Source organism: Staphylococcus pragensis (assembly GCF_004785665.1).
Lineage (GTDB): Bacteria > Bacillota > Bacilli > Staphylococcales > Staphylococcaceae > Staphylococcus > Staphylococcus pragensis.
Window position 1 is genome coordinate 54,858 of the sequence record NZ_SRPJ01000008.1, and the last position, 26,105, is coordinate 80,962.

The window sequence follows — 26,105 nt, forward strand, 5'->3', positions numbered from 1 at the left end:
TTAGTTATTCCAATTTTTATCATATTCTATTTAGATATAACTTTTTGAACTATTATTTTTTTAAAATTAAGCTATTGTAATTCGGCAAATTTCATTTACTATTAGTATGACATATAAAATCACGAGGTGAATAAAATGAAAGTAGGTATTGATGCAGGAGGTACGTTAATAAAAATCGTTCAAGAACAAGATAATGAACGTACTTACCATACTGAACTTACTACTGATATACATAAAGTTATCACATGGTTAAATAATGAAACGTTTGAAGCAATTAGTTTAACTGGCGGAAACGCAGGCGTGATTGCTGAAAATTTAAATACTTCCTCTAATACTTTTGTGGAATTTGACGCTTCATCTAAAGGCCTTGGCATATTACTTAAAGAACAAGGTCACGATATTACAGAATATATCTTCGCGAATGTTGGTACGGGAACCTCTTTACACTATTTTGATGGTCAACAGCAACAACGTGTTGGTGGTATTGGTACTGGCGGAGGTATGATTCAAGGTTTAGGCTATCTTTTAACTCAAATTTCAGATTATGAGCAGTTAACAAATCTTGCTCAAGCTGGTGATCGAGATACGATAGATCTTAAAGTTAAACATATTTATAAAGACACTGAACCTCCTATTTCTGGAGAGCTTACAGCAGCTAACTTTGGTAACGTACTTCATAATATGGATGTAGATTTCACTGCGTCTAATAAATTAGCATCAGTTGTCGGCGTAGTAGGAGAAGTTATTACAACAATGGCGATTACAGTAGCACGTGAATATAAAACTGAGAACGTAGTTTACATTGGTTCATCGTTCAATAACAATTCTTTATTACGTGAAGTGATTGAAGATTACACTGTTTTAAGAGGATGCAAACCTTTTTATATTGAGCATGGCGCATTTTCAGGTGCATTAGGGGCATTATATTTAGGAGAATAAATATAAAACGTTCTAGAAAAGAAATTTTTTCTAGAACGTTTTTATTATAAATCTGCAAGTTCGAATATTCTTATAATTCTGATTGCTCAAGTTCTGCTATAAATGCTTTTTCTAATTCTTCCACTTCTTCCTTTGAATCACCATGCCAAATACAACCAAAACGTGATTTTACTTTATCTATAGTGAACCATTCTCCATCGTAATAAGATAATGGATAAAGCACACCTTTTTTCACATATTTAAGAATGACATTAAAGAAGTGTTCATTATCTCCTCGAGAGAAATAACTATAAAACTTCTGATAATTAGGGTTTAACTCATGTTGTAGTAAGAGCATGCTTGTAGAACCATTTTGTCTAAAATTCAAGTCGATAGCAAAGACATCGCCACTTTTATCTAATAATAAATCAAACCCTGCTACACCAAAGAACCCTAGTTCTACACCTTTTTCCATAATCTCCCGACCAGCATCAATCACATTTTGGGGTACATCATGAACATTTTCATTCCCTGCATAAAAACCATATTCATTTGTAATTTGATGTGCTGTACCAAGATATTTAATCCCTAATTCTTTTGAATAAGCAAATTGCACACAGTAATTTTTAACCGCTTCAATTTTTTGTTCAATAATTAAATTATCCGTTGCATCAGTCGCATCAAAAATGCGTTTTGTTGCTTTTTCTAAATCCTCTTCGTTATAACAAATCATTACGCCATATCCACCAGCAGTCGGTAACTCATCACCTGGTTTAATAACAAACGGAAATGACCAATCTTTGATACGTGCTTTAAAATCGTTAATAGCTACAATTTCACGATCTGGTAAATATTTATTGTTTGTCCATTCTGATATACGCGCTTTGTTATTTAATGCGATAAATACCTCTTTATTCACAGCATACTTCTCTTCATCAATCACATCATCACTATGAACATATTGGAAATAAATCTTTTTATCTTTATCTTCAGCAATTTCATTTAATAAATGTTCATAAGTTTCATGATTATGAAACTTATAAATATGTTTAGGAATAGATTTCCCAATAAGATCAAACAATTGTTGTAATTTATCCGTAACACTTGCTTCATGAACAATCATCGGCATCTTATTCGCAATAATCATTTCTCTTCCCGTTAAAAAATTAGATTGATGTTCTTCAGGCTTAAGCCACGGATTTGCTATATATGAAGGTCTTGAATTATACACAATTTTTTCATCATATAAATCACTTAACGTCAACATAGGTCTTTTAGTGTTCTCTGTCATTATTTGATTTGCCCCTTTATATGAGAGTGCTGCTGAACAACATCATCAAACAATCCCTTATTTTCAATTAATTCTAAGCCCATTAAAGCTATTATTTTAGCACCTCTAATTAATGCTTGATCACCATGAACACTTGCAGCTGCTTCTCTAAATCGATGCGTGTGACCAACTAAATTTCTAGACCCAATCTTCACGTGAGGGTGAATCGTAGGTACTATATGACTGACATTACCCGTATCTGTAGAACCGAAACCAAAATCATCATGACTTACATCTTCGCCTACTTCATTCGCATATTTTTCGAAAAGTTGATCGAGTTTAGGCGTCTTAATAAACTCATTCACACCATTTTGTATAGGTCCAAATTCATAATCACATCCTGTTTGAATCGCAGCACCTCTAGCAATTTGATTGACTTTTTCAGTTAACACATCTAACTCTTTACGCGTTCTCGCACGTGTATAGAATCGTGCATGTGTAAAGTCAGGTATAATATTTGCCGCTTTACCTCCATCAAGAATGACACCATGCACACGTTGACCTTTCTTAATGTGTTGTCTCAGTTGCGCAACACCATTAAAGTAAGAAATCATAGCATCCAAAGCGTTCAATGCCTCGTCTGCATTTTCAGAAGCATGTGCGCTCTTACCATAAAATTTAATATCTAATACATCAACGGCTAATGTATTAATAGTTGGATATGTTTCATTACCAGGATGAATCATTAACGCTATGTCTATATCATTAATAACGCCTGCTTTCACATAGGAAGCTTTAGCACTACCATTCTCGCCACCTTCTTCAGCTGGACACCCTAGAACAACCACTTTACCTCCAACATTGTCGACAACTTGTTTCAACGCTGAACCTGCTAATACGCTTGATGTACCTATAATATTATGACCACATGCGTGACCTAATCCAGGTAACGCGTCATATTCAGCTAAATAACCAATTGTTGGTCCCTCTTTCTCCGAATCATAAGTAGCAATAAAACCTGTAGCATGCCCAGCGATATCCGTCTCTATGTCAAATCCATTTTCTTTTAATTTATCAATCAATGTTCTTGAGGCAAATATTTCCTCATTACCTAATTCAGGGCGTTCATGGATTCGATGACTAATTTCAACATAATCATATTTTTTATTCTCTATATAATCTAAAATTTCTTGTTTATTACTCATAAAATCATAACTCCCTTTTATAGCCGAAATTAACCTCATATTAAAAGCTATATTTAAGTATTGGTTTAATCGTATTCAAATGAATTATTACCTATTTTATCGGATTTAATATCTATTGTCATTATATTTACAAAATTTTCTCACAATATTTTTTAAGGAAAATTTAAGCATTGGGAGTACGGGTTCAGTTAGCAAAAATTGTAAATACTGGACGCTCTTGTTACAATCAATTTATTGATGAAACTAAAATGATTGTCTTATTTAGGAGGAACATATATGCCAAAAATGAACGTTGAAAGCTTTAACTTAGATCACACTAAAGTCGTTGCACCATTTGTACGCTTAGCAGGTACAATGGAAGGTTTAAATGGTGATGTTATTAAAAAATATGATATCCGCTTCAAACAACCTAATAAAGAACATATGGAAATGCCTGGTTTACATTCTTTAGAACATTTAATGGCTGAAAATATTAGAAATCACACTGATAAAGTCGTTGATTTAAGTCCAATGGGTTGTCAAACAGGTTTCTACGTATCATTTATTAACCATGATGATTACGATGATGTTTTAAATATTATTGAAAAAACATTACACGATGTTTTAAAAGCTACTGAAGTACCTGCTTGTAATGAAGTACAATGCGGATGGGCTGCAAGCCACTCATTAGAAGGTGCTAAAGAAATTGCTCAAGCATTCTTAGACAAACGTGATCAGTGGAACGACGTATTCGGAGAAGGTAAATAATTAAATTAATTAAAGAAAACACCGCTTCTTAATGATTAAAGAAGCGGTGATTTTTTAGGTTTTGCATACATTTTTAATTTAAAATTGCATAAAATTCTCATATTTTAGTAAGAACCTTATGCTAATGATTAATGAACTTAAGCGTTCACACACTTAATTAAGCAGTTCTAAAATGGATAATAGAGTATTTCTAAGTTGTGTATTAATAATGAGCCTAAGCGCTAAAGCACTTATGTAAGGCGTTCTAAGATAGATAACGAAACGTAGTTGCGAAGACTCCTAGGGGAACAGTGCCAGTCGAAGACCGAGGCTGAGACGACACCCCAGGAACGCGTAGCAACTTAAGTGAGTGACTATCTATCTTAGAACGCCTTTAAATGAGCATCCATTTATATTTATATGAATTTAAAGTTCTACTTATAATTTTTTAATAAGCCCCATTAATACAAATTGGAATGGTAATCTTAAATATAATGCCCATGTAGGTACTTGTTTATCGCCTAAAGGCAATTTTTTACGTGCCATATAAATATTAGCAGGAAGAACTGATAATAAGAATAAGTTCATACCTTTCTTCAACCAATCTGCTGGACGCTTAATTAATAACATAATGCCAAAGAAAATTTCAAAGACACCTGTGACTAACACTGCTGTTTTTTGTAATGGCAAATAGTCTGGCACGATATTTCTAAATTGACGTTCATTAGTAAAATGTAAAACGCCAGCCGTACCAAACGCTAAACCAAGTAAATATCGAAAGAATTTCATTAACGTTCAACTCCCATTTCTTTCAAATAACTTTTACCGAATTCTGGTAATTCTACGTTGAAATTATCTGCGATAGTTGCCCCAATAGAACTAAATGTAGTATCACCTGATAATTCATGATATTCCTTAATTTTAGGGCTAAACATTAATACTGGAATATATTCACGCGTATGATCCGTACCATCAGCAATTGGATCATTACCATGGTCAGCAGTAATGATGACTAAATCATCTTCTTGTAAGTTTTCAATTAATTCTGGTAAGCGTTCATCGAAATCTTTAATCGCTTGCGCATACCCTTCTTTATCACGACGGTGACCATATAATGCATCAAAGTCAACTAAGTTTAAGAAACTAATACCATTGAAGTCTTTCTTAACTACTTCAATCAGTTGGTCCATGCCGTCCATATTATTTTTTGTACGTATCGCTTCAGTAACACCTTCACCATCATAAATGTCATTAATTTTACCAATTGCAATAACATCATAATCATTGTCTTTAAGACTATTCATAACTGTTTTACCAAATGGTTTTAATGCATAATCATGACGATTAGATGTACGCGTGAAGTTACCTGGTTCACCAATGTATGGGCGAGCAATGACACGTCCAATTAAATATTTAGGATCTTTCGTTAACTCACGAACCTTTTCGCAAATATCGTAAAGTTCTTCTAATGGAATAATATCTTCATGCGCTGCAATTTGTAGCACAGGATCGGCGCTCGTGTAAACGATTAAATCGCCAGTCTTCATTTGATGTTCACCAAGTTCGTCAATAATTGCAGTACCTGAAGCAGGTTTATTTGCTACAACTTTGCGTCCAGTCATTGATTCAATTTCTTGAATTAATTCATCAGGGAAGCCATTAGGATATACTTTAAATGGTTGCATAATGTTAAGCCCCATAATCTCCCAGTGACCTGTCATTGTATCTTTACCTACTGAAGCTTCACTTAATTTAGTATAGAACGCTCCTGATTGTTCTACTTTATTTACAACGGGTAGATCATCAATATTACCTAAACCTAAACGCTGTAAATTAGGCAACTCTTGATTGAAACCTTCTAGTGTATGTTTAAGTGTATGTGATCCTTCATCGTTAAATGCTGCAGCATCAGGTCCTTCACCTATACCTACTGAGTCCATAACTATTAAGTGTACTCGTTTAAAAGGTGTCGTCATAATGAAACACTCCTACTCTGTAATAATTTTATGAATTAAATTTGGTGCAGTCGCTTGGTCTTTAATTGTAATGCTTTCATCAAGTTTAGCAATCACGTCATCAATATTTTCTTGATTACTATGAATCGTTAATAATGAGTCACCTTTATTGACACTGTCGCCTACTTTTTTATTTAATACAATACCTACACTTAAGTCGATATCGTCTTCTTTAGTCTGTCTACCAGCACCTAACATCATTGATGCTACACCAATTTCATTAGCAATTAATTCTGCCACTACACCGCTCGTTTTTGCTTTATAATCAATATGATATGTCGCAGTTGGTAACTTTTCAGGCGCATCTACTACTGATGCATTGCCACCTTGATTCTCTAAAAATGTCTTAAATTTAGCTAATGCCGAACCATCTTTAATTGCATCCAATAATAGTTGACGTGCTTGTTCAAGCGAGTCAGCTTTACCCGCAAGTACTACCATTTGTGAACCTAAAGTTAATACTAATTCAGTTAAGTCTTCAGGACCTTCGCCTTTTAGTGTATCAATGGCTTCTTTTAATTCTAAAGCGTTACCAATTGCACGACCTAAAGGTTGGCTCATATCTGAAATAATTGCCATTGTATTTCTACCAACATTATTACCGATACTTACCATAGCATGTGCTAAATTCTCAGCATCAGCAATTGTCTTCATAAATGCACCATTACCCGTTTTAACGTCTAATACAATAGCGTCAGCACCTGCAGCAATCTTTTTACTCATAATAGAAGAAGCGATTAATGGAATAGAATTTACTGTACCAGTGACATCTCTTAAAGCATATAATTTTTTATCTGCTGGAGTTAAGTTACCAGATTGTCCGATAACAGCAACTTGATTATCATTTACGAGTTTAATAAATTCCTCTTCTGAAATTTCTACGTGGAAACCTTCAATCGATTCAAGTTTATCTATCGTACCACCCGTATGACCTAAGCCACGTCCACTCATTTTAGCAACTGGCACGCCTACTGCTGCAACTAACGGTGCTAGTACGAGTGTTGTGGTATCACCAACACCGCCTGTTGAATGTTTATCTACTTTCACACCATTAATTTGAGATAAATCTATAACGTCTCCTGAATTAACCATCGCCATTGTTAAAGCTGCACGTTCTTCATCATCCATATCTTGGAAGTAAATTGCCATCGCTAGACTTGAGGCTTGATAGTCTGGAATATCCCCTTTAGTATATCCCTCTACGAAGAATTCAATTTCTTCTTTTGTTAAAGCTTTCCCATCACGTTTTTTCTCAATGATATCTACCATTCTCATCGTTCTGAACCCCTTTCTATAATGTTGTTTACTCTAATTGCTGTCTTTTTCCTGAAAATTAATAATCAGAATCAGATTCTAAACCTTTGATAATTTGTACACCTGCACTAGCACCAATACGTGTAGCACCAGCATCAATCATCTTATTGAAATCTTCAAGGTTACGTACACCGCCAGAAGCTTTCACTTCTAAATCATCACCCACTGTATCTTTCATCAATTTCACATCTTCAGGTGTAGCACCGCCTCCAGCGAAACCTGTTGATGTTTTAACAAAGTGAGCGCCTGCTTCTTTAGCTAATTCAGAAGCTTTTACTTTCTCTTCATCCGTTAATAAAACTGTTTCGATAATGACTTTAACTGTTTTACCACTAGCAGCGTTAACAACTTCTTGAATATCTTTTTTAACATCATCGTAACGTTTATCTTTAAGCGCGCCTACATTGATAACCATGTCAATTTCTGATGCACCGTTATCAATAGCATTCTTAGTTTCGAACACTTTAGTTTCTGTAGTTGTAGCACCTAAAGGGAAACCAATCACTGTACAAACTAATACATCAGAACCGTTTAATTGTTCAGCTGAGTATTTAACATGTGTTGGGTTAACACAAATTGATTTAAAACCATATTCCTTAGCTTCTTTAATGATGTTATCAATTTGTTCACGTGTAGACTCAGGCTTTAATAATGTGTGATCGATATATTTTGCGTAATTCATAATTTAGTCCTCCAATATGTTGTTAATAGTTATCTTTGTGCCTATTTTTCAAAATAGCCCTTCACTTATATAGTACAAAAATTCGCAAAAAAGTTAAACAAATGTTATCTTAATCTTAACTATGGATATTAAGGAGAAGATAGGAATGACAAATGGTACACCTCATATTCAACCTAAAGGAACTAAAATTGCAAAAACAGTTTTAATGCCTGGCGACCCTTTACGCGCAAAATATATTGCTGACAACTTCTTAGAAAATGTTGAACAATTTAACGAAGTTCGTAATATGTTTGGCTACACTGGCACATATAAAGGTAAAGAAATTTCAGTTATGGGTTCAGGTATGGGTATTCCTAGTATCGGAATTTACTCTTATGAGCTATATAACTTCTTTGATGTAGAAACAATTATTCGCGTAGGTTCATGTGGCGCATTACAAGAAGACGTCAATTTATACGATGTCATTATTGCACAAGCCGCTTCAACAAACTCAAACTATGTGGATCAATTTAATATTCCAGGCCACTTTGCACCAATTGCAGACTTTGAATTAGTTACAAAAGCTAAAAAAGCTGCAGATGATATTGGCGCAACAACTCATGTAGGTAATGTTCTTTCATCAGATACTTTCTATAACGCTGATGCTACATTTAATGATAGTTGGCACAAAATGGGTATTCTAGGTATTGAAATGGAATCAGCTGGCTTATATTTAAATGCTATCAGCGCTGGTAAAAAAGCATTAGGTATTTTCACAGTAAGTGACCATATTTTAAGAGATGAAGCCACTACTGCTGAAGAGCGTCAAACTTCATTCACTCAAATGATGGAAATCGCTTTAGAAATTGCTGAATAAACTTTTTATTTAAAATAAAAATGGGAGTGGGACAGAAATTAAATAAATTTCGTCGTCCAACCCCAGCTTGCTTTATTAGTGGAATTTCTTAATGAAATTCTCTGTGCTGGGGCCCCGCTCCCCGGCAAGGCTGACTAGATTTGAAAAAAGCTTGATTTAAGCGCATTTTCAAACCAGTCAGCTACTGCCAATATATTAGCAAAGGCTGAGACATTTTAATTTGTCTCAGCCTCATTTATTTATATCCCTATTTATACTAAATATGATTTTAACATCCAGTTGTGTTTGTCTACTGATGTTTGCATACCGATAAAAATATCTTCAGATACGTCGTCGCCTGCGTCACCAGCGACTTGAATAGCTGTTTCTAATTGCTTAGAAATATTAGTTAAATCTTTTGAGAATTCTTCAACCATTTCTTCAGCTTTATAGCCTTTTCCAGCTTCTTCAACAATTGAAAGTTCTAAACTTTCTTTTAATGTACCTACTGGATTACCACCAATTGCTAAAATACGTTCAGCTAAATCATCTACATATTGACTAGCTTCATTGTATAATTCTTCAAATTTAGCATGTAATGAGAAGAAATTAGGTCCTTTTACATACCAATGGAAGTTATGCAATTTAGTATAAGCTACTGTCCAGTTAGCAACTTGTTGATTTAATTCTTTTACGACATCTTGTTGAGCCATTGAAATCTCTCCTTTAATTTAATATTTTCTCTCTATCTCAATAAACATTATATTATAATAATTCTAATCTGTAAATAGAAAAGTGTCTTCTAATTTATAATAATTATAATTTGTATTATTGTTTATTCAATGTTTTGTAAATAAATAACAAAGAAAAGTTATCAATTAATCAACTGTATTATCAATTATGTTTTTACAAATTATCAATTAAATTGAGATTTTATCAACTATTTCCTTTCATCGTTAATGAAGAAAGATTTTTCATATTCATTTGGTTGATGCCAATGCGTCTTCCACATTCTTTTACGATTATTAGCAAATAAGTTATAACCAAAGTTTCTAATTGGAAGTGGCACTACCCTAATTAAAAAACCTAGCCATCTATAATTAGGTAATTTCGTAATTAAAGTAGCAATTGCTGTAGATTTATATTCTAAATGATCGCCTTGTTGTAATATGACGCTATTTCTATTTTTAGCTTCAGGATGTTGTTCGAATAAATTTTTACCCGCTTCACTATTTAAAGTTGTAAATTCATAACTTTTTGGCAAGCCGTGTTGAATTAACCAAATGCAATAGTTATAGCAGTATACACATTTTCCATCATAATAAATGATTGGCATGTTATTTCACCTTCCTCTAAGTCTTAATATTTATATTCCTTTAATAAAGTTATTTAAAACACAAAAAACACCATCTAATAGTTACAGAACTTTGACTATTAGATAGTGTTACATAAAATTTAATCGTGATTTACTTTGACAATTCTTGTATATTTAAGAAATTGTGAAGAATATTTAAGTTTAATATCTTCAAGACGCTCATAAGTGACACCTATAATATGCCAATTTGGATTGAAGTGATAAAATGAATCTTTATTACGAGACCACTTCACCATATTTCCATCTTTATTATATCTAGGCAATGTTACTTCATAACCTTCTAAGACATTAATGTATGTTTGGAATATATCAGGATCTATTCTATTAAAGTTATCGATTACTAAATAACTTTTATCATTTTTAGGCATCAATTGAGTGATAAATCCTTCACGATAATATAAAGCGCCTGCTTCATTAGGTAAATATTTACCGTATAGCATATCTTCAGTAAAATCAGGATGCCCGCTAGTAATTACCGGATTCGCATTTGTTTTTTGCAGTAAATTGTTGGCTGCTTTTAATCCTTCCTCACGTTTATCTACTACTAATAGAATAAACGGTTTAATCTTTTCTTCGTTCGCATCTGTAGCAAATTCAGTTTTTCTTATTGTTTCAAATGGGGATTTAATACCGTCATTCTCACTCATTTCCAATATGGCATCATATTGAGTTTGACTCATACTAGCGATTGCTTGTTTAGCATTTTCTTGTAGAAAATAAAGATTTTTTAATTTAGGATGCTTGTTTAACGCACCTAAAGTAACAGGAGTGATATTCTTATCATAATAAATTTCGATAGCTGTACTATTTGTACGACCGGCAATTGGCGGCTTCTCATGTATATGGCGAGAAACTTCACCTATCCCAACTACAGATTGTTCTTTGTCTTTATTATAAAAGATAAGGTTATCCCCAACTTCTAACTGATTATAAAAATGATAACCATTACGTTTGATACCATTATATGTATGCGTATAAATAGTATAATGTTCGCCCGGTTCAAATGTTTCAGTTTCAGATAAGAAGAAATAACGCGGAAGTTTTTCTTGTCCTTTACCTAAAGCAATGATTAAATCATATTCATCTTTTGTTAATTGATTAATTAAAGTTTCGCGCATGTTATTCATTCGAAATTCTAATACTTCACTACGTTTTAAATAGTCTGTAGTTAATGGTTTTAATTCTTCATTAAACTCAAATTCTACTCTTATTTTATTTTGTGCTCCTGTTTGAACACTAATGATTTCTCCAATTCCTAATAATCCTGTATCTGTTTGGACTTGATAAAAAATCACTTGGTCCCCTGGTTTCGCCTTTTTAAATGCACGAAAACCTTGAGTGGGATTAAATTGTGCCCCTGATTCAAATAAAGTGGTTTGCCCTACTAAAGGCTCATTATGATTCCATCTCGTATAACCACAATTAAGCCAAAAGTAATTTACTTCTTCTGCCATCTAGAATCTCCTTTATTTTAGTTTTATTAACTCATTAGTTGTATATTAAATCATTAAACTTTTATTAAAGTTACTTTATTTTTGAAAAAATTAAATATTGATAGTTGCATAGTGAGCTTTTTATTAAATTATTCTATCATATTTTAGTTATTTAATAATCTGTTTACCAACAAGTTTTATCATTTTCAATAAATGAATATCATTCTTTGGAAAGTTATCTTACTGTAACTATTTTATAACAAAAAAATAGAACAAGAATCTATAATTTCACAGCTCTGACGCAAATTATAAATTCTTGTTCTCATAATTATCGGACAACTAACAAACTGCCTAAAAGTGGCATAATATTAATCATAATACCACCTAATTTTAACATTGCGCTTAAATTCTTATCTTTAAAGGTTAAAATAGCACTGATGATTCCTACAATTGATACTAATCTAGGAATGACCAGTGAGGGATAATTAGGTAAATTGAAGAATATACCTACGCCTGATATTACGCCACAAATTAAAGATATGTATAGAAATTGTTTCATAAAAACGCTCCTAGACTAATTTCACTATATATAACTGATAATTAACGTAAAATTACCTTCAAACACACTATCTAAATCTTCAGAAGTTAAAATGAAATTGGAACCTTTTTCTAACTTAAAGATTTCTCCATCTGTAATTATACTTCCTTCGCCTTCTAACACTGATACTAAACAAAATTCTCTAGGCTTCATATAATTTAACGTCCCGCTAACTTCCCATTTCACCATGGTAAAGAAGTCGTTTGAAACAATATGACTACATTTATGATTTTCAATTATTTCGTTTTCTGGAATAACACTAGGTATTTCAGCTAAAAACTGTGTTACATCCAATGCTTTTTGAATTTCAAGTTGTGTAGCATCATTACGTTTTCTATCATAGTCATATAAACGGTAAGAAATGTCGGAAGATTGCATTGTTTCATAAGCTATAATTCCTGACCCAATAGAATGTATCGTTCCCGCTGGAATAAAATAAAATTCACCAGGTTTCACTTTAACTTTTCTTAAATTATCCAATAATGTATCACTTTCAATTGCCTGTTGAAGTGCCTCTTTAGTTTCCAATGTTGTTCCAAGTATAATTTCTGCATCTTCCTCAGCATCAATAATATACCAACATTCTGATTTACCATATTGTCCATTTTCAAATTCATATGCATACGCATCATCAGGATGCACATGAATAGATAACGGTGCTTTCGCATCTACAAACTTGCATAAAAGTGGAAAATCTTTACTCGGAAATTCCCCAAACAATTCTCTATGATCCTTCCACAATTGGTCTAATGTTTGACCAGCATAAGGACCATTAAGAATAATATTACGTCCATTGGGATGTGCTGAAATCCCCCAACACTCTCCTGTATGGTCACTCGGTATGTCATAGTTAAATTGACTTAATTGGTTACCGCCCCATACTTTTTCAAGAAAAATTGGCTTTAAAAATAATGGCATCGTTACACCCCCCTAAAAACCTAATTGTTATGTAGTATATTTATTTATCAATTCTTATTCAATATTCGGTATGTATAATAAATATTTCCGTAAATATTATAGAAAAACATTTAATTTAAGCTAATGAATAAACCTTTTTTAATATAAATTATGCTGAATAATTTATATTAAATGATGTTGTTTAAAAAGTCACTTATGTATTTATTATATCAATTTTGAAGTATTTTTAATAGAAGTTATTTAAACATGAAAAATAAGAGGCCGAAGTATCAGCCTCTTAACTCGATAAAAAACTTATTTAGAAGGACTTATTTATTGAAAACGAGATAATGCGTCTTGGATAGATTGATTACCAGTTATAATTTGGAATTCTTGATTTTGATATTTATCTTCAGAAGTCACAACTTCTTTTAACACTGTTGCTACATCTTCACGCGGAATGACGCCTCTGCCATCAAAGTATAAGTCCGCTTCAATTTGTCCAGTTCCCTCTTCGTCTTGTAAACCGCCTGGATGTACAATAGTATAAGTAACACCAGAATCTCTTAAGTGATTATCTGCATAATGTTTAGCAATAGTATATGGTTTCAAATCACCACTAGGATCAAATGCTTCACGTCTTGAGTCATAAGTAGAAACCATTACAAAATGTTTAACATTTGCTTTTTTACTAGCTTCAATAGCTTTAACAGCACCATCTAGATCAACAATAATTGTTTTATCAGCGCCAGTACTACCACCAGAACCAACTGAAAAGATCACTTTATCAAATTCATTAAATTTTTCTGTTAATTCTTCAATGCTATCTTTTTCAACATCTACTAAGATAGCTTCAATATTTTGTTCTTTTAATGATGACACTTGTTCTTCTTTACGCACACCAGCTGTGAAAGTAACATTATCATCTTTTAATTGTTGAACTAATTTAGATCCTACGCCACCATTTGCACCAATAACTAAAATACTCATAAAAAATTCATCCTCCTTCGTGAAATGTTTATAATTCATGCATACCACTCTAAGTGATTAATAAAACTTCCCTATTCAATTTGACATTTTAATAAGGTGATAATAATATTAATATATGAAGATATTTTCATATATTAATATTTAAGGCGTGATATTATGACTGCTCATTTTCCAGAGCATGTAACAGAAAATAAAGATAATAAGGTAACTTTAACTAAAGTAACTGAAATATTTAAAGCGTTGAGTGATTATAATAGATTAAGAATTATGGAATTACTACAAGAAGGCGAATCAAGCGTAGGACACATTACACATACTTTAAATTTATCACAATCAAATGTGTCACATCAGTTAAAGATTTTAAAACAAGCACATCTTGTTAAATCTTCGAGACAGGGACAATCTATGATTTACTCAATTGATGATCAACATGTTTCTACTTTATTAAAACAAGCAATCCATCATGCTCAACATCCAAGAGGTGAACATTAATGGCAAATCATTCTCATTCTCATGCACATGCGCATAACCACGTGCATACAAACAATAAAAAAATATTAGCAATTTCATTTATTATTATTGGTCTCTTTATGGTTATCGAAATTATAGGAGGCTTTATTGCTAATAGTTTAGCTCTACTCTCTGACGGACTACATATGTTTAGTGATACCGTGTCGCTCGGCGTAGCTTTAGTCGCTTTTATTTACGCAGAGAAAAATACTACTACAACTAAAACATTTGGTTATAAACGTTTCGAAGTCCTAGCTGCTCTTTTCAATGGAATTACATTATTTGTAATTAGTATTATCATCATTGTTGAAGCGATAAAACGATTTTTCACACCGCCAGAAGTCCAATCAACTGAAATGTTTATTATTAGTGTCGTTGGTTTAATTGTAAATATTGTGGTAGCTATCATTATGTTTAAAGGTGGCGATACGTCACATAATTTAAATATGCGAGGCGCATTTATACATGTCCTAGGTGACCTATTAGGTTCAGTGGGTGCCATTATTGCCGCTATACTTATTTGGGCTTTTAATTTCACTATTGCAGACCCTATTGCAAGTATTCTTGTATCTCTATTAATTTTAAAAAGTGCCTACGGTATCACCCTTTCATCTTTAAATATTCTAATGGAAGGTACACCAAATGATGTAGATTTAGAGAAAGTGATTTCAACAATTACATCACACAAAGATATTCAAAATGTTCACGACTATCACGTATGGACAATTTCAAATGATATGAATGCTTTAAGTTGCCACGCTGTAGTTAGCGAATCTCTCACTGTTGAAAAATGTGAACAAATACTTGAAAGGATAGAACATGATTTGAGTCATTTAAATATTCAGCATATGACTATTCAACTTGAAACACCTAAACATAAACACGATGATTCTATTCTATGCTCAGGTTTACACCATGAACATGATCATCATGATTCTCATGAACATTAATTAACAAAATAATAGCCGAGTGGCGATACATATCGTATAGTCGTCACTCGGCTTAATTTATACTTATAAAAATTGATCAAAAATCAATTGTTTTGCTGGTACTTTCTTTTCATCAAACCCTTGTAGAAATTCTTCATTATCATATGATAGTTTTACTCTTTCTACTGAGCATTTATTTTCCGTAATCGTTACAATCCCATAAACTGTATGAGCGCCATTATTAAGCCCAACTGAACCTGGATTAAAATAAATAGTTTGATTGTCATCATATAAATGTAATTGATGATTATGACCAAATGCTATAAAATCTGCTTCTTTATCTTTAAATAGCGCTTTGATGCTCTCTTTTTCATTATTTACAATAGGACTGAAAGGTTGTTCATCGATTCTTGATTCAAATTTATCATTTTCAATTTCATAATGGATGAACAGTAATTTTCTCCCACAAATTGTAGTTTCAATTCTTCTAGGAAGTAAATTTAATTGGTCAAAGTAGTCTTCATCCATATGACTTTCAATCCACTGATGATGTTCAAAAAATTTATCTTTTAAATCCTCAGGGTAAGGCGTATTATTTACTAACGACATGACCGCTTCGTCATGATTTCCAGCAATAATTTCCATATCATCACGATCAAATATTGCATCTAATACTTTATTCGTTTCATGCCCAATCCCGATATTGTCACCTAAGTTATAAATCTTATCAATATCTCCTCTATTATCAATATCATCTAAAACCGTTTGTAACGCATCAAAGTTGCCATGTACATCAGTAATAATCGCAAATTTCATAGTTCATTCTCCCTTCAAATTTAATCATTAGGACATTTTAACACTTAATATTTAATTTTGTTAGATATTAATTTAAAAAACTCGTAAATTTTGATATTGTGTTTATATTACAGTAAAGGAGTGCTTATATTGTTTAACTATCATAGTTTGGCATTTAAAAATGCTAAATCGCAAATTTTAAAAACTATCCTATTTAGTATAGTTAGTTTTTTAATTGTATTTGCGATTTTTGTTGTTGCTAGAACATTCTTTATTCAATCATTTATGCAAATGCAAATAGCAGCACAATTTCAACAATCAACTGGTTCATCATTATTTATAATGATTCTAACACTTGTTTTAGGATTGCTTTTCTTTATATTAGTAGGTTATCAATTACTTGCTGGTGCTTTTAATGTAATGGCTAAAGCAATAAAAAGAGAAAAAGTTAGTTTTTCAGATTTATTTTTTGCTTTTAAGAAAGGAAAATATAGCAAAAGTATTGTTTTAGCTCTACTTTCAATGGTGTTATACATCATTATGTATCTAATCACAATGGGTTTAAACTTCTTATTTAATAAAGCTTTAACCCCAATATTCACTTCATTGCAACAATCAGTAAGTACTTCTGATCATGCAATAGGAATTTTATTAACTGTACAAATTATATTTGTAATTATTATGGGCCTAATCTTATCATTAGTTTATTGGTTCTTCTTTATTTGGATGATTAACTATACAGTATCATTATCTCAAAATAATGATTTAAGTGCGATGAATCATTTTAAAGAAGGCTTTAAAGGCATTAAAAATGGTAATAAAACTTGGTTAAAATTCTTTATTGCAATTATTTTAATCAACTTAGTAATTATCATTATTACTCAGCCATTAGGCACTCTAATCTCAGTATCAACTGCCAATATGTCACAAAAAGCGGCACAAGTGATTATGATTATTGCTGAAGTTATCATTTTAGTTTTACGATTTGTTCTTTATTTCGTTATTCTCATGGGAATTGTTCAATATTTCTTAAAACGTGGAGAAAAACAAAACAAACTCCGTAAAAATAAAAAATTAGATAAAAATGAAAAAACAAAAGGCACTACTAATGATGATTCACTTCATAAAGAAAGACAAGAATCTACAAGTGTTAACGATAAACTTAAAAATCAATCTGAAGTGGTAACAGACAAAGTTAAACATCACTCAGATAAAAAATAAAATATATGTCTAATAAAAATCATCGGCTTATCGTTGCCGATGATTTTTTTATCATTATTTTAAGAATTTTTCTTCTAAATATAATGCCGCACCATCTTCTTCATTCGTAAATGACGTCACATCATCTGTTAATTCTTTAATTTCTGGACGAGCATTCTTCATAGCAACACAATATCCACCAAAAGCAAACATAGCTCTGTCATTATCGCTATCCCCAATAACAAGTGTTTCCTCTTGTTTAATGTTAAAATGTTCAATCATCTCTTTAATCCCTGTACCTTTATCAATTTTATAAGCCATCGTCTCAGCATTAAATCTCGATGAATTAGAAACGCTAATATTTAATAACACTTTATTTTGTATTAATTCATCTCTAAAGTTTGCAATTTTATTTAAGTTATCACTGAATAAGTAAATTTTAGCGAATTGATCTTCTACAATTTCTTCTTCCCAATTAATCTTCCCTGCCATTGCATCTCGTCGTGATTTCCATTCACTTTCACTTACATTATTAGGAGGTGTTTCTCCTTGAATCATTTCATCCATCCACTGTTTATCTTCTTTTAAAGCAATACGCATTTTATCAAATGGAAATACTTCATAATAAATATGTTGTTGCTGAGCTAAACTAACAATCTTCTTAACACTATCTGTTAATAAACTATGTTGGAATAAGTTTTCTCCATCTATTTCTCCACTAGTGCCGTTTGAACTGATAATACCGTCCACTTTGAATCCTTGAGGTACTAAGTTTTCAATTTCAGAATATGAACGACCTGTAGCTAAAAATACCTTTAATCCCTTATCTCTTAATGCATCGATAACTTCTTTTGTTTTAAAAGAAGCTTGGTTATTTTCATGTAAAATTGTGCCATCCATATCTAAAAATATAGCTTTAGTTTTTTCTGTCATTATGTATGTACCCTCCGTATAATTTTTCAATTATTATTTTTCAAAAACAGACTCCAACGTTGATGATATTTTACAACTTCTACGTTTGTCTTAAACATTAGAGACATAATATCACTATTAAGAATATCGTTAATATCTCCTTGTTTAAAGCATTTCCCTTCTTTTAGTAAAAATATTTTATCAAATAATGGAATAATTTCTTCTATGAAATGTGTTACGTAAATGATAGAAAGTGTGGGATATTCTTGATTTAATTGTTCTAAGGTAGCAAATAGTGTCTCTCGTGCAATAAAATCCAGACCTGAAGCAGGTTCATCTAAAATAAGTAATTTAGGATTATTCATCAATGCCCGTACAATCATGACTTTTTGTCGTTGTCCTGTAGAGAGATATCCTAAAAATTGATGTTGGAAGTCATGCATACCAACTATTTGTAACAATGATTCAGCTTCTTTAACTAACGTTTCATTTACTTCTTTATAAACGCCTATAGATTTAAATGCACCACTTATAACAACATCTATTACCGTTTCACCTTCTTGAAACTTTTCTAATAAACTAGAGGAAACATAACCTATTTGCTCCCTTACCTTAGAAGCAGAATAGCCATAACATCCTGGTTTCATACCAAAAAGATTAAGGGTACCTTCAGAAATTGATTCATATCCATTTAATATATTGAGTAGCGTAGTCTTACCTGCGCCATTTAAGCCGTATAATACCCATTTATCGCCTTCCTTGATATTCCACGATAATTGATTAAGAATTAATCTACCTTGTTTCATTTTACAAACGTTTTCTAACGAAATTAACATCACAACACCCCATCTCACAATAATCTTATTGTAAGACAATTCAGATAATTATTCAAAATCAATTTCTTCTTTTAAAGTAGTAAGACTATATAAAAAAAACAGCCTAATGAGATAACTCATTAGACTGTTAAATAGTTAAAGTTATTGAAAAATGATTATTCTACTGTAACTGATTTAGCTAAGTTACGTGGTTTATCAACATCTAAATCTCTGTGTAATGCAGCATAGTAAGAAATTAATTGTAATGTAACTACTGATACTAATGGTGTTAATAATTCATGTACATGAGGGATAACATACGTATCGCCTTCTTTTTCTAAACCTTCCATAGAAATGATACATGGATTTGCACCACGAGCTACAACTTCTTTCACATTACCACGAATTGATAAGTTAACTTTTTCTTGAGTTGCTAAAGCAATAACAGGTGTACCTTCTTCAATTAATGCGATTGTACCGTGTTTTAATTCACCACCAGCAAATCCTTCAGCTTGAATATATGAAATTTCTTTAAGTTTTAATGCGCCTTCTAAACTTACATTATAATCCATTGTACGTCCAATGAAGAAAGCGTTACGAGTTGTTTCTAAGAAATCTTTCGCAATTTGTTCCATTTTAGGTGTATCATCTACAATTGTTTCGATTGCAGTTGTTACTTTTGCTAATTCTCTTAATAAATCGATATCATTATTGCGGCCATGTTCTTTAGCTACTACTTGTGAAAGGATAGATAATACAGCAATTTGAGCTGTATAAGCTTTAGTAGATGCTACAGCAATTTCAGGACCTGCATGTAATAATAATGTATGGTCTGCTTCACGTGATAATGTTGAACCAGCTACATTTGTTACTGTTAATGATTTATGACCAAGTTTATTCGTTTCAACTAATACAGCACGGCTATCTGCTGTTTCACCTGATTGAGAAATATAAATGAATAAAGGTTTTTCAGAAAGTAAAGGCATATTGTAAACGAATTCTGAAGCAACGTGTACTTCAGTAGGTACGCCAGCCCATTTTTCTAAATATTCTTTACCTACTAAACCAGCGTGGTAACTTGTACCTGCTGCAATAATATAAATACGGTCAGCAGCTGTAACATCTTTAACGATTTCAGGATCAATTTTAAGATCACCATTTTCATCTTCATATTCTTGAATAATACGACGCATTACAGCTGGTTGTTCGTTAATTTCTTTTAACATGTAGTGATCATAAATACCTTTTTCTGCATCTGAAGCATCAATTTGTGCAGTATAAGTTTCACGATCTTGTACATTACCTTCTTGATCTTTAATAGTTACGCTATCTTTTTTAACGATAACAATTTCATGGTCATGGATTTCTTTATATTGATTTGTAATTTTAATCATTGCTAAAGCATCAGATGCAATAACGTTAAATCCTTCACCTACACCTACTAATAAAGGTGATTTGTTTTTAGCAACGAAAATTGTATCTTCATCTTGGTTGTCTAATAAACCTAAAGCATAAGAACCGTGTAATAAAGATACTACTTTAGTAAATGCTTCTTCAGTTGCTAAACCTTCATTTGAGAAGAATTCAACTAATTGAACGATAACTTCAGTATCTGTTTCAGATTTGAAATCAACATTTTTTAAGTATTCATTTTTTAATTCTTCATAGTTTTCAATTACACCATTATGCACTAGTGTAAAACGTTCATTATTTGATTGATGTGGATGAGAGTTTACTGTACTTGGTACACCGTGTGTAGCCCAACGAGTATGACCAATACCAACATGGCCATCGATATCGTTGCTGTCTGCTACTTTTCTTAATTCTGCAATACGACCTTTTTCTTTAAATACAGTGGTACCCTCTTCATTAGCAACTGCAATTCCTGCAGAGTCATAACCTCTGTATTCTAATTTTTCTAAACCTGATAATAATAATTCCTTAGCATTATCATAACCAATATAACCTACAATTCCGCACATAAAAAATTTCCTCCGTCAATTAATGGCAAATCATTTTATCTGTTTTATAAAATGTATCTATCTAGAGGCAAGTAATATCATTAATCTTCATTATTTCTCAATATTTACTTAACCTTTTTGCCATTTTTTTCTATTTTTGTTTGATAAAGATAGACATTCTTATTATTTTTGTGCATTTAGTTGCCTAAATGTTTTAATAATAAGCTCACGAATGTGTCGCATCCGGAATAGCATCCGCCGATTTACTCGATGACTATTCTCCTCGTCTACAAAGTGATTGATTTATCTATAAGAATTCTCATATTTAATTCTTAATCATTAATAAATAATACTTTGTCCTGGCGCTTTAGTTTGTTACTATACTTTCCTCCTTCCAATATTATTTATTTTACACTGTATAAACAAATTATTGCAAATAATTTCACAACAAAAATGTATTATTTTAAAGAATATAAGTTTTATAACTTATTGAACCATTTAACTAATTTAATTTTTTATACTTTTATTTATTAAAAAGATTGCTTATTAATATATGTAAGCGTTTTAATTTCCTAGAAATTAAATAGAGGCTGAGACAAATTAAAATGTCTCAGCCTTTGCTAATATATTGGCAGTAGCTGACTGGTTTGAAAATGCGCTTAAATCAAGCTTTTTTCAAATCTAGTCACCCTTGCCGGGGAGCGGGGCCCCAGCACAGAGAATGTCATTAAGAAATTCCACTAATAAAGCAAGCTGGGGTTGGACGACGAAATTTATTTAATTTCTGTCCCTCTCCCTTTTTTTCTAATACAATATTATTTATCTAAACCCATTTTCTCTTCAACAACATCTGCAATTCGTTGAGCAAAACGTTGAGCATCTTCATCTGTAGCTGCTTCAACCATTACACGTACTAATGGTTCAGTACCAGAAGGTCTAACTAAAATTCTACCTTCTCCATTCATTTCCTCTTCAACTTCAGTCATTACTTGTTTGACATCTGCATTTTCTTCAACGTGATGTTTGTCAGTAACTTTAACATTGATTAAAGATTGTGGATATTTTTTCATTTGAGCTGCTAATTCACTTAAAGGTTTGCCACTCATTTTAATTACTGCTGCTAATTGTACACCAGTTAATAAGCCATCACCAGTTGTATTATGATCCATAAGAACGATATGGCCAGATTGTTCTCCGCCTAAGTTGTAATTGCCACGTCGCATTTCTTCAACTACATATCTATCTCCAACTTTAGTTTTATTTGAAGCGATACCTTCTTGTTCTAAAGCTTTATAGAAGCCTAAATTACTCATTACTGTAGAAACAATCATATTATTGTTCAGCTCATTATTTTTATGCATTGCTTGACCAATAATAAACATGATTTGATCTCCGTCGATAATATTACCTTTTTCATCTACAGCAATTAAGCGATCTCCATCACCATCAAATGCTAAACCGAAGTCACTTTCAGTTTCTACAACTTTTTCAGCTAATTGCTCTGGATGAGTAGAGCCACATGCTTCATTAATATTATAACCATCCGGGCTGCAACCAATTGTTTCCGTATTAGCTTCTAAATCTCCAAATAAAAATGGTGCTAATGCAGATGTTGATCCGTTTGCGCCATCTAAGACAATTTTCAAACCATCTAAATCAACATCAATTGTAGATTTTAAATAACTTAAATACTTTTGAGCCCCTTCAAAGTAATCAGAAAAATGTACAATATCTTTTCCTACAGGTCTAGGTAATTCAGGATTTTCTTGATCAAGTAAAGCTTCAATTTCATTTTCTTGATCATCTGATAATTTAAATCCATCTGCACCAAAGAATTTAATACCATTGTCTGCTACAGGGTTGTGTGAAGCAGAAATCATTACACCTAATTCAGCGCCCATTTCACGAGTAAGATAAGCTACACCTGGAGTTGAAATAATGCCCAATCGCATAACTTCTGCACCGATAGAAGCTAAGCCAGCGATTAATGCTGATTCTAACATTTCACCAGAGACACGTGTATCTCTACCTACTAGTACTTTAGGGTGTGCTTCACCTTTATTATGTGCTAAAACATAGCCCCCATAACGTCCTAATTTAAATGCTAATTCAGGAGTTAATTCTTTATTTGCTATTCCTCTTACTCCATCAGTACCAAAATATTTTCCCATTGTTAAATTCTCCTTTATTTATAAAAATTTAAATTATTTCAAATTAATACGTGCCGTTACTTCCTCTGTATCAGCTTTTTTAACTTTGTCAGGTATATTGATTTTAACCTTTTTATCTGTAGAATTAGATATATCATCTAAATTCACTACAGCGTCAACTTCATTAATATCTTGCAATGTCTCTCTATTACCATAAATTTCAATTTCATCTTTATCTAATGAAATATCATCAAGTTCTTCATCATCTGGTAAGTTACCTTCAGTGTGTACATGAACTTTGACTTTCTTACTATAAGGCTCTACCTCTGTTGTTAATTTCACTTGATCAGGTTTAATATGCACATTTAACTTGTTGAGTTGTTTATCAAAAGCAGTTACATCTGCTACATCAGAAGTGTCTTTATTTATCTTGTCTACGTCACGATAAGTAGCCTTGAGATAAGCAATTTTAGATAGTTGTTGTTTACCTCCTGTTACTTTCACAGTGTCAGGCTCTACTCTGCTATCTTTTACTTTGTAATTAGCATCAATATCATTCTGACCTATATCAGGTTGTACATGCATTGTTTTAGAATCTTTATTTTCAAGAGTGATATAGGCTTGTTTAGGCTTGACATTATAATTGATGTCATTACTTAATCCTTTAACTATATAATCTTCTTTATAGTTCCCTGCTTTTGCATTAGATAAGTCAACTGTCACTTTAATATCATCCGAATTCTCTATTTTAAGTAGTTTGGACTGCGGTCCAGAAATCGTTACATTTACTGTATCTGGAGCTTTAGTAACATGTAAATCTTTTGAATTATAAAGAACTTCCACAGGTACATCTTCAATAGTTTTAGAAGAATTTTGAGATAAATTATTATTATTAAAAACATTACCAAAGACATTATTTACAGATAAGTAAAAGAATATAGCTAAAACTAAAGCTACAAATCGTAAACCCCATTTACTTTCTAACATCTTATTTCACACCTTTCTTTTGAAAGTGTGTACCAAACCAATGTTCAGCTAATAACTCTTCGAAAACTTCCTCTGAAATATCTCTACGTAATTTGCCATCAAATGTAACGGATATTGATCCAGTTTCTTCAGACACCACAACTGTAAAGGCGTCTGAAACCTCTGATATACCTACGGCTGCTCTATGACGCGTACCTAAACTTTTAGAAATTTTAGCACTGTCAGATAACGGTAGATAACTCGCAGAACTAGCAATTCTAGAATTTTGAATAATCATAGCTCCATCATGTAAAGGTGTATTTGGTATAAAAACATTGATAAGCAATTCTTGCGATATTTCAGAATTCATTGCAATACCAGTTTCAATATAGTCTTGTAAACCGGTTTCTTTCTCAAAAACGACTAATGCACCTATACGTCTTTTAGCCATATATTGTACAGCTTTAGAAACTGCTTCAACTAATTTTTCTTCATCATGACTGTAGGTATTTGTATATCGTTTGAATAAACTTCCTCGACCTAACTGTTCTAAAGCACGTCTAATTTCAGGTTGGAATATCACTATTAATGCTAGTACTCCCCATTGAATCACAATATCAAACAGCTTAGAAGTAGCAGTTAAATTAAGGATTTTACTGACTTGCTGACCAATAACTATAAATAAAATACCTTTAAGTAGCTGAATAGCCTTAGTACCCTTAAATACAGTAATGAGAAGATAAAGGACATACCATACGATAAGTAAATCAAGTACACTTGTAATTATTTTTAATGTACTTAGATTATCAAAAAAGTTGGAAAAATCCATAGCATCTCCTCCGAATATATTTTTCCATAGTCCTAATTATACCAATGAAAATACTAACTGTCATATGAACAATTAAAAATTTATTTATATTGTTATCAAAACCTTTAGATAACAAAAAAAGCATCCCAAATTGGGATGCTTGTGAGTGAGCCATAGAGGATTCGAACCTCTGACCCTCTGATTAAAAGTCAGATGCTCTACCAACTGAGCTAATGGCTCTAATGGCTGGGCTAGCTGGATTCGAACCAGCGCGTGACGGAGTCAAAGTCCGTTGCCTTACCGCTTGGCTATAGCCCATTAAGATGGTGGAGGGGGGCAGATTCGAACTGCCGAACCCGAAGGAGCGGATTTACAGTCCGCCGCGTTTAGCCACTTCGCTACCCCTCCGACTTATAAATGGTGGAGAATGACGGGTTCGAACCGCCGACCCTCTGCTTGTAAGGCAGATGCTCTCCCAGCTGAGCTAATTCTCCAACAAAATGGTGACTCCTACGGGACTCGAACCCGTGTTACCGCCGTGAAAGGGCGGTGTCTTAACCGCTTGACCAAGGAGCCATGGCTCCGCAGGTAGGATTCGAACCTACGACCGATCGGTTAACAGCCGATAGCTCTACCACTGAGCTACTGCGGAATAATATGATATGCCTGGCAATGTCCTACTCTAGCGGAACGTAAATCCAACTACCATCGGCGCTAAGGAGCTTAACTTCTGTGTTCGGCATGGGAACAGGTGTGACCTCCTTGCCATTGTCACCAGACAAGTGAATGATTATACATTCA

The 26,105-nt window shown here is 32.5% G+C and carries 25 protein-coding genes, 6 tRNA genes and 1 rRNA gene; 6 read left to right on the plus strand and 26 right to left on the minus strand.

Annotated elements, in window-relative coordinates; genetic code table 11:
• Positions 1–135: 135 nt before the first annotated feature.
• Entirely contained in the window at positions 136–939 is an 804-nt protein-coding gene (gene coaW / locus E2558_RS10800) for a type II pantothenate kinase (protein WP_126564855.1), read from the plus strand.
• Between the two features lie 70 nt (positions 940–1,009).
• On the opposite strand, the gene ldmS is transcribed toward coaW, so the two are convergent.
• Complete coding sequence (gene ldmS, locus E2558_RS10805) at positions 1,010–2,209, minus strand: L-aspartate--L-methionine ligase LdmS (protein WP_126564854.1); 1,200 nt, start codon at positions 2,207–2,209, stop codon at positions 1,010–1,012.
• On the minus strand, positions 2,209–3,393 hold the full coding sequence (locus E2558_RS10810) for a M20 family metallopeptidase (RefSeq protein ID WP_126564853.1): 1,185 nt from the start codon (positions 3,391–3,393) through the stop codon (positions 2,209–2,211). Before E2558_RS10810 ends, ldmS begins: the two co-directional genes overlap by 1 nt.
• Before the next feature lie 276 nt (positions 3,394–3,669).
• On the opposite strand from E2558_RS10810, the gene E2558_RS10815 reads away from it, so the two are divergent.
• Positions 3,670–4,140, plus strand: coding sequence for an S-ribosylhomocysteine lyase (locus E2558_RS10815; RefSeq protein WP_126564852.1), 471 nt, complete (start codon positions 3,670–3,672; stop codon positions 4,138–4,140).
• A 417-nt stretch (positions 4,141–4,557) separates the two neighbouring features.
• Here the strand turns inward: E2558_RS10815 and E2558_RS10820 are convergent, their stop codons facing one another.
• From E2558_RS10820 to deoC, 4 genes are read right to left on the minus strand one after another with little or no spacing between them, the layout of a single operon-like run.
• Complete coding sequence (locus E2558_RS10820) at positions 4,558–4,908, minus strand: DoxX family protein (protein ID WP_126564851.1); 351 nt, start codon at positions 4,906–4,908, stop codon at positions 4,558–4,560.
• On the minus strand, positions 4,908–6,095 hold the full coding sequence (gene deoB / locus E2558_RS10825; protein WP_126564850.1) for a phosphopentomutase: 1,188 nt from the start codon (positions 6,093–6,095) through the stop codon (positions 4,908–4,910). Before deoB ends, E2558_RS10820 begins: the two co-directional genes overlap by 1 nt.
• Positions 6,096–6,107: 12 nt before the next feature.
• Positions 6,108–7,409: a pyrimidine-nucleoside phosphorylase gene (locus tag E2558_RS10830; protein WP_126564849.1), complete on the minus strand. Its 1,302-nt coding sequence runs from the start codon at positions 7,407–7,409 to the stop codon at positions 6,108–6,110.
• Positions 7,410–7,467: 58 nt separating this feature from the next.
• Entirely contained in the window at positions 7,468–8,130 is a 663-nt protein-coding gene (deoC, locus tag E2558_RS10835) for a deoxyribose-phosphate aldolase (RefSeq protein ID WP_126564848.1), read from the minus strand.
• 145 nt (positions 8,131–8,275) lie between these two features.
• On the opposite strand from deoC, the gene deoD reads away from it, so the two are divergent.
• On the plus strand, positions 8,276–8,986 hold the full coding sequence (gene deoD / locus E2558_RS10840) for a purine-nucleoside phosphorylase (protein ID WP_126564847.1): 711 nt from the start codon (positions 8,276–8,278) through the stop codon (positions 8,984–8,986).
• A gap of 251 nt (positions 8,987–9,237) precedes the next feature.
• Here deoD and E2558_RS10845 read toward each other — a convergent pair whose 3' ends face one another.
• The 6 genes from E2558_RS10845 to E2558_RS10870 all read right to left on the minus strand — a co-directional run bounded on the left by E2558_RS10845 (position 9,238) and on the right by E2558_RS10870 (position 14,258).
• Positions 9,238–9,678, minus strand: a complete 441-nt coding sequence (locus tag E2558_RS10845; protein WP_126565736.1) for a Dps family protein — start codon at positions 9,676–9,678, stop codon at positions 9,238–9,240.
• Positions 9,679–9,905: 227 nt separating this feature from the next.
• Positions 9,906–10,301, minus strand: coding sequence for a thiol-disulfide oxidoreductase DCC family protein (locus E2558_RS10850; protein ID WP_126565737.1), 396 nt, complete (start codon positions 10,299–10,301; stop codon positions 9,906–9,908).
• 119 nt (positions 10,302–10,420) lie between these two features.
• A complete protein-coding gene (locus E2558_RS10855; protein ID WP_126565738.1) occupies positions 10,421–11,794 on the minus strand; it encodes an EVE domain-containing protein in 1,374 nt (457 codons plus the stop codon).
• Positions 11,795–12,101: 307 nt separating this feature from the next.
• Positions 12,102–12,332, minus strand: a complete 231-nt coding sequence (locus E2558_RS10860) for a hypothetical protein (RefSeq protein ID WP_126565739.1) — start codon at positions 12,330–12,332, stop codon at positions 12,102–12,104.
• Positions 12,333–12,356: 24 nt separating this feature from the next.
• Entirely contained in the window at positions 12,357–13,289 is a 933-nt protein-coding gene (locus tag E2558_RS10865) for a type I phosphomannose isomerase catalytic subunit (protein WP_126565740.1), read from the minus strand.
• A 312-nt stretch (positions 13,290–13,601) separates the two neighbouring features.
• Complete coding sequence (locus E2558_RS10870; RefSeq protein WP_126565741.1) at positions 13,602–14,258, minus strand: SDR family oxidoreductase; 657 nt, start codon at positions 14,256–14,258, stop codon at positions 13,602–13,604.
• Positions 14,259–14,414: 156 nt separating this feature from the next.
• Here E2558_RS10870 and E2558_RS10875 point away from each other — a divergent pair, with 156 nt between their 5' ends.
• Both E2558_RS10875 and czrB read left to right on the plus strand, forming a co-directional pair.
• Positions 14,415–14,750 carry an ArsR/SmtB family transcription factor gene (locus E2558_RS10875; protein WP_126565742.1) on the plus strand — a complete coding sequence of 112 codons (336 nt, stop codon included), beginning with the start codon at positions 14,415–14,417 and terminating at the stop codon, positions 14,748–14,750.
• Positions 14,750–15,718, plus strand: coding sequence for a CDF family zinc efflux transporter CzrB (gene czrB / locus E2558_RS10880; RefSeq protein ID WP_126565743.1), 969 nt, complete (start codon positions 14,750–14,752; stop codon positions 15,716–15,718). Before E2558_RS10875 ends, czrB begins: the two co-directional genes overlap by 1 nt.
• Positions 15,719–15,781: 63 nt before the next feature.
• Here czrB and E2558_RS10885 read toward each other — a convergent pair whose 3' ends face one another.
• Positions 15,782–16,513 (minus strand): metallophosphoesterase family protein, encoded by a 732-nt coding sequence (locus tag E2558_RS10885; RefSeq protein ID WP_126565744.1) that lies wholly within the window; start codon positions 16,511–16,513, stop codon positions 15,782–15,784.
• A gap of 129 nt (positions 16,514–16,642) precedes the next feature.
• On the opposite strand from E2558_RS10885, the gene E2558_RS10890 reads away from it, so the two are divergent.
• Complete coding sequence (locus tag E2558_RS10890; RefSeq protein WP_126565745.1) at positions 16,643–17,713, plus strand: EscU/YscU/HrcU family type III secretion system export apparatus switch protein; 1,071 nt, start codon at positions 16,643–16,645, stop codon at positions 17,711–17,713.
• A 54-nt stretch (positions 17,714–17,767) separates the two neighbouring features.
• Here E2558_RS10890 and E2558_RS10895 read toward each other — a convergent pair whose 3' ends face one another.
• From E2558_RS10895 to rrf, 13 genes are all read right to left on the minus strand, one after another.
• Positions 17,768–18,625 carry an HAD family hydrolase gene (locus tag E2558_RS10895; RefSeq protein ID WP_126565746.1) on the minus strand — a complete coding sequence of 286 codons (858 nt, stop codon included), beginning with the start codon at positions 18,623–18,625 and terminating at the stop codon, positions 17,768–17,770.
• 26 nt (positions 18,626–18,651) lie between these two features.
• Complete coding sequence (locus E2558_RS10900; RefSeq protein WP_126565747.1) at positions 18,652–19,440, minus strand: ABC transporter ATP-binding protein; 789 nt, start codon at positions 19,438–19,440, stop codon at positions 18,652–18,654.
• Positions 19,441–19,595: 155 nt separating this feature from the next.
• Positions 19,596–21,401, minus strand: a complete 1,806-nt coding sequence (glmS, locus tag E2558_RS10905) for a glutamine--fructose-6-phosphate transaminase (isomerizing) (protein WP_126565748.1) — start codon at positions 21,399–21,401, stop codon at positions 19,596–19,598.
• Between the two features lie 794 nt (positions 21,402–22,195).
• Positions 22,196–23,551: a phosphoglucosamine mutase gene (gene glmM / locus E2558_RS10910; RefSeq protein ID WP_126566078.1), complete on the minus strand. Its 1,356-nt coding sequence runs from the start codon at positions 23,549–23,551 to the stop codon at positions 22,196–22,198.
• A 33-nt stretch (positions 23,552–23,584) separates the two neighbouring features.
• Positions 23,585–24,517, minus strand: coding sequence for a CdaR family protein (locus E2558_RS10915; RefSeq protein ID WP_126566075.1), 933 nt, complete (start codon positions 24,515–24,517; stop codon positions 23,585–23,587).
• Between the two features lies 1 nt (position 24,518).
• Positions 24,519–25,325, minus strand: coding sequence for a diadenylate cyclase CdaA (cdaA, locus tag E2558_RS10920; protein WP_126566073.1), 807 nt, complete (start codon positions 25,323–25,325; stop codon positions 24,519–24,521).
• Positions 25,326–25,471: 146 nt separating this feature from the next.
• A tRNA-Lys gene (locus E2558_RS10925) sits at positions 25,472–25,544 on the minus strand.
• 3 nt (positions 25,545–25,547) lie between these two features.
• Positions 25,548–25,622 (minus strand) — tRNA-Gln (locus E2558_RS10930).
• Between the two features lie 6 nt (positions 25,623–25,628).
• Positions 25,629–25,712 (minus strand) — tRNA-Tyr (locus tag E2558_RS10935).
• Between the two features lie 10 nt (positions 25,713–25,722).
• A tRNA-Val gene (locus E2558_RS10940) sits at positions 25,723–25,798 on the minus strand.
• A gap of 7 nt (positions 25,799–25,805) precedes the next feature.
• A tRNA-Glu gene (locus E2558_RS10945) sits at positions 25,806–25,880 on the minus strand.
• A gap of 1 nt (position 25,881) precedes the next feature.
• Positions 25,882–25,956, minus strand: a tRNA-Asn gene (locus E2558_RS10950).
• 12 nt (positions 25,957–25,968) lie between these two features.
• A 5S ribosomal RNA gene (rrf, locus tag E2558_RS10955) occupies positions 25,969–26,083 on the minus strand.
• Positions 26,084–26,105 lie beyond the last annotated feature (22 nt).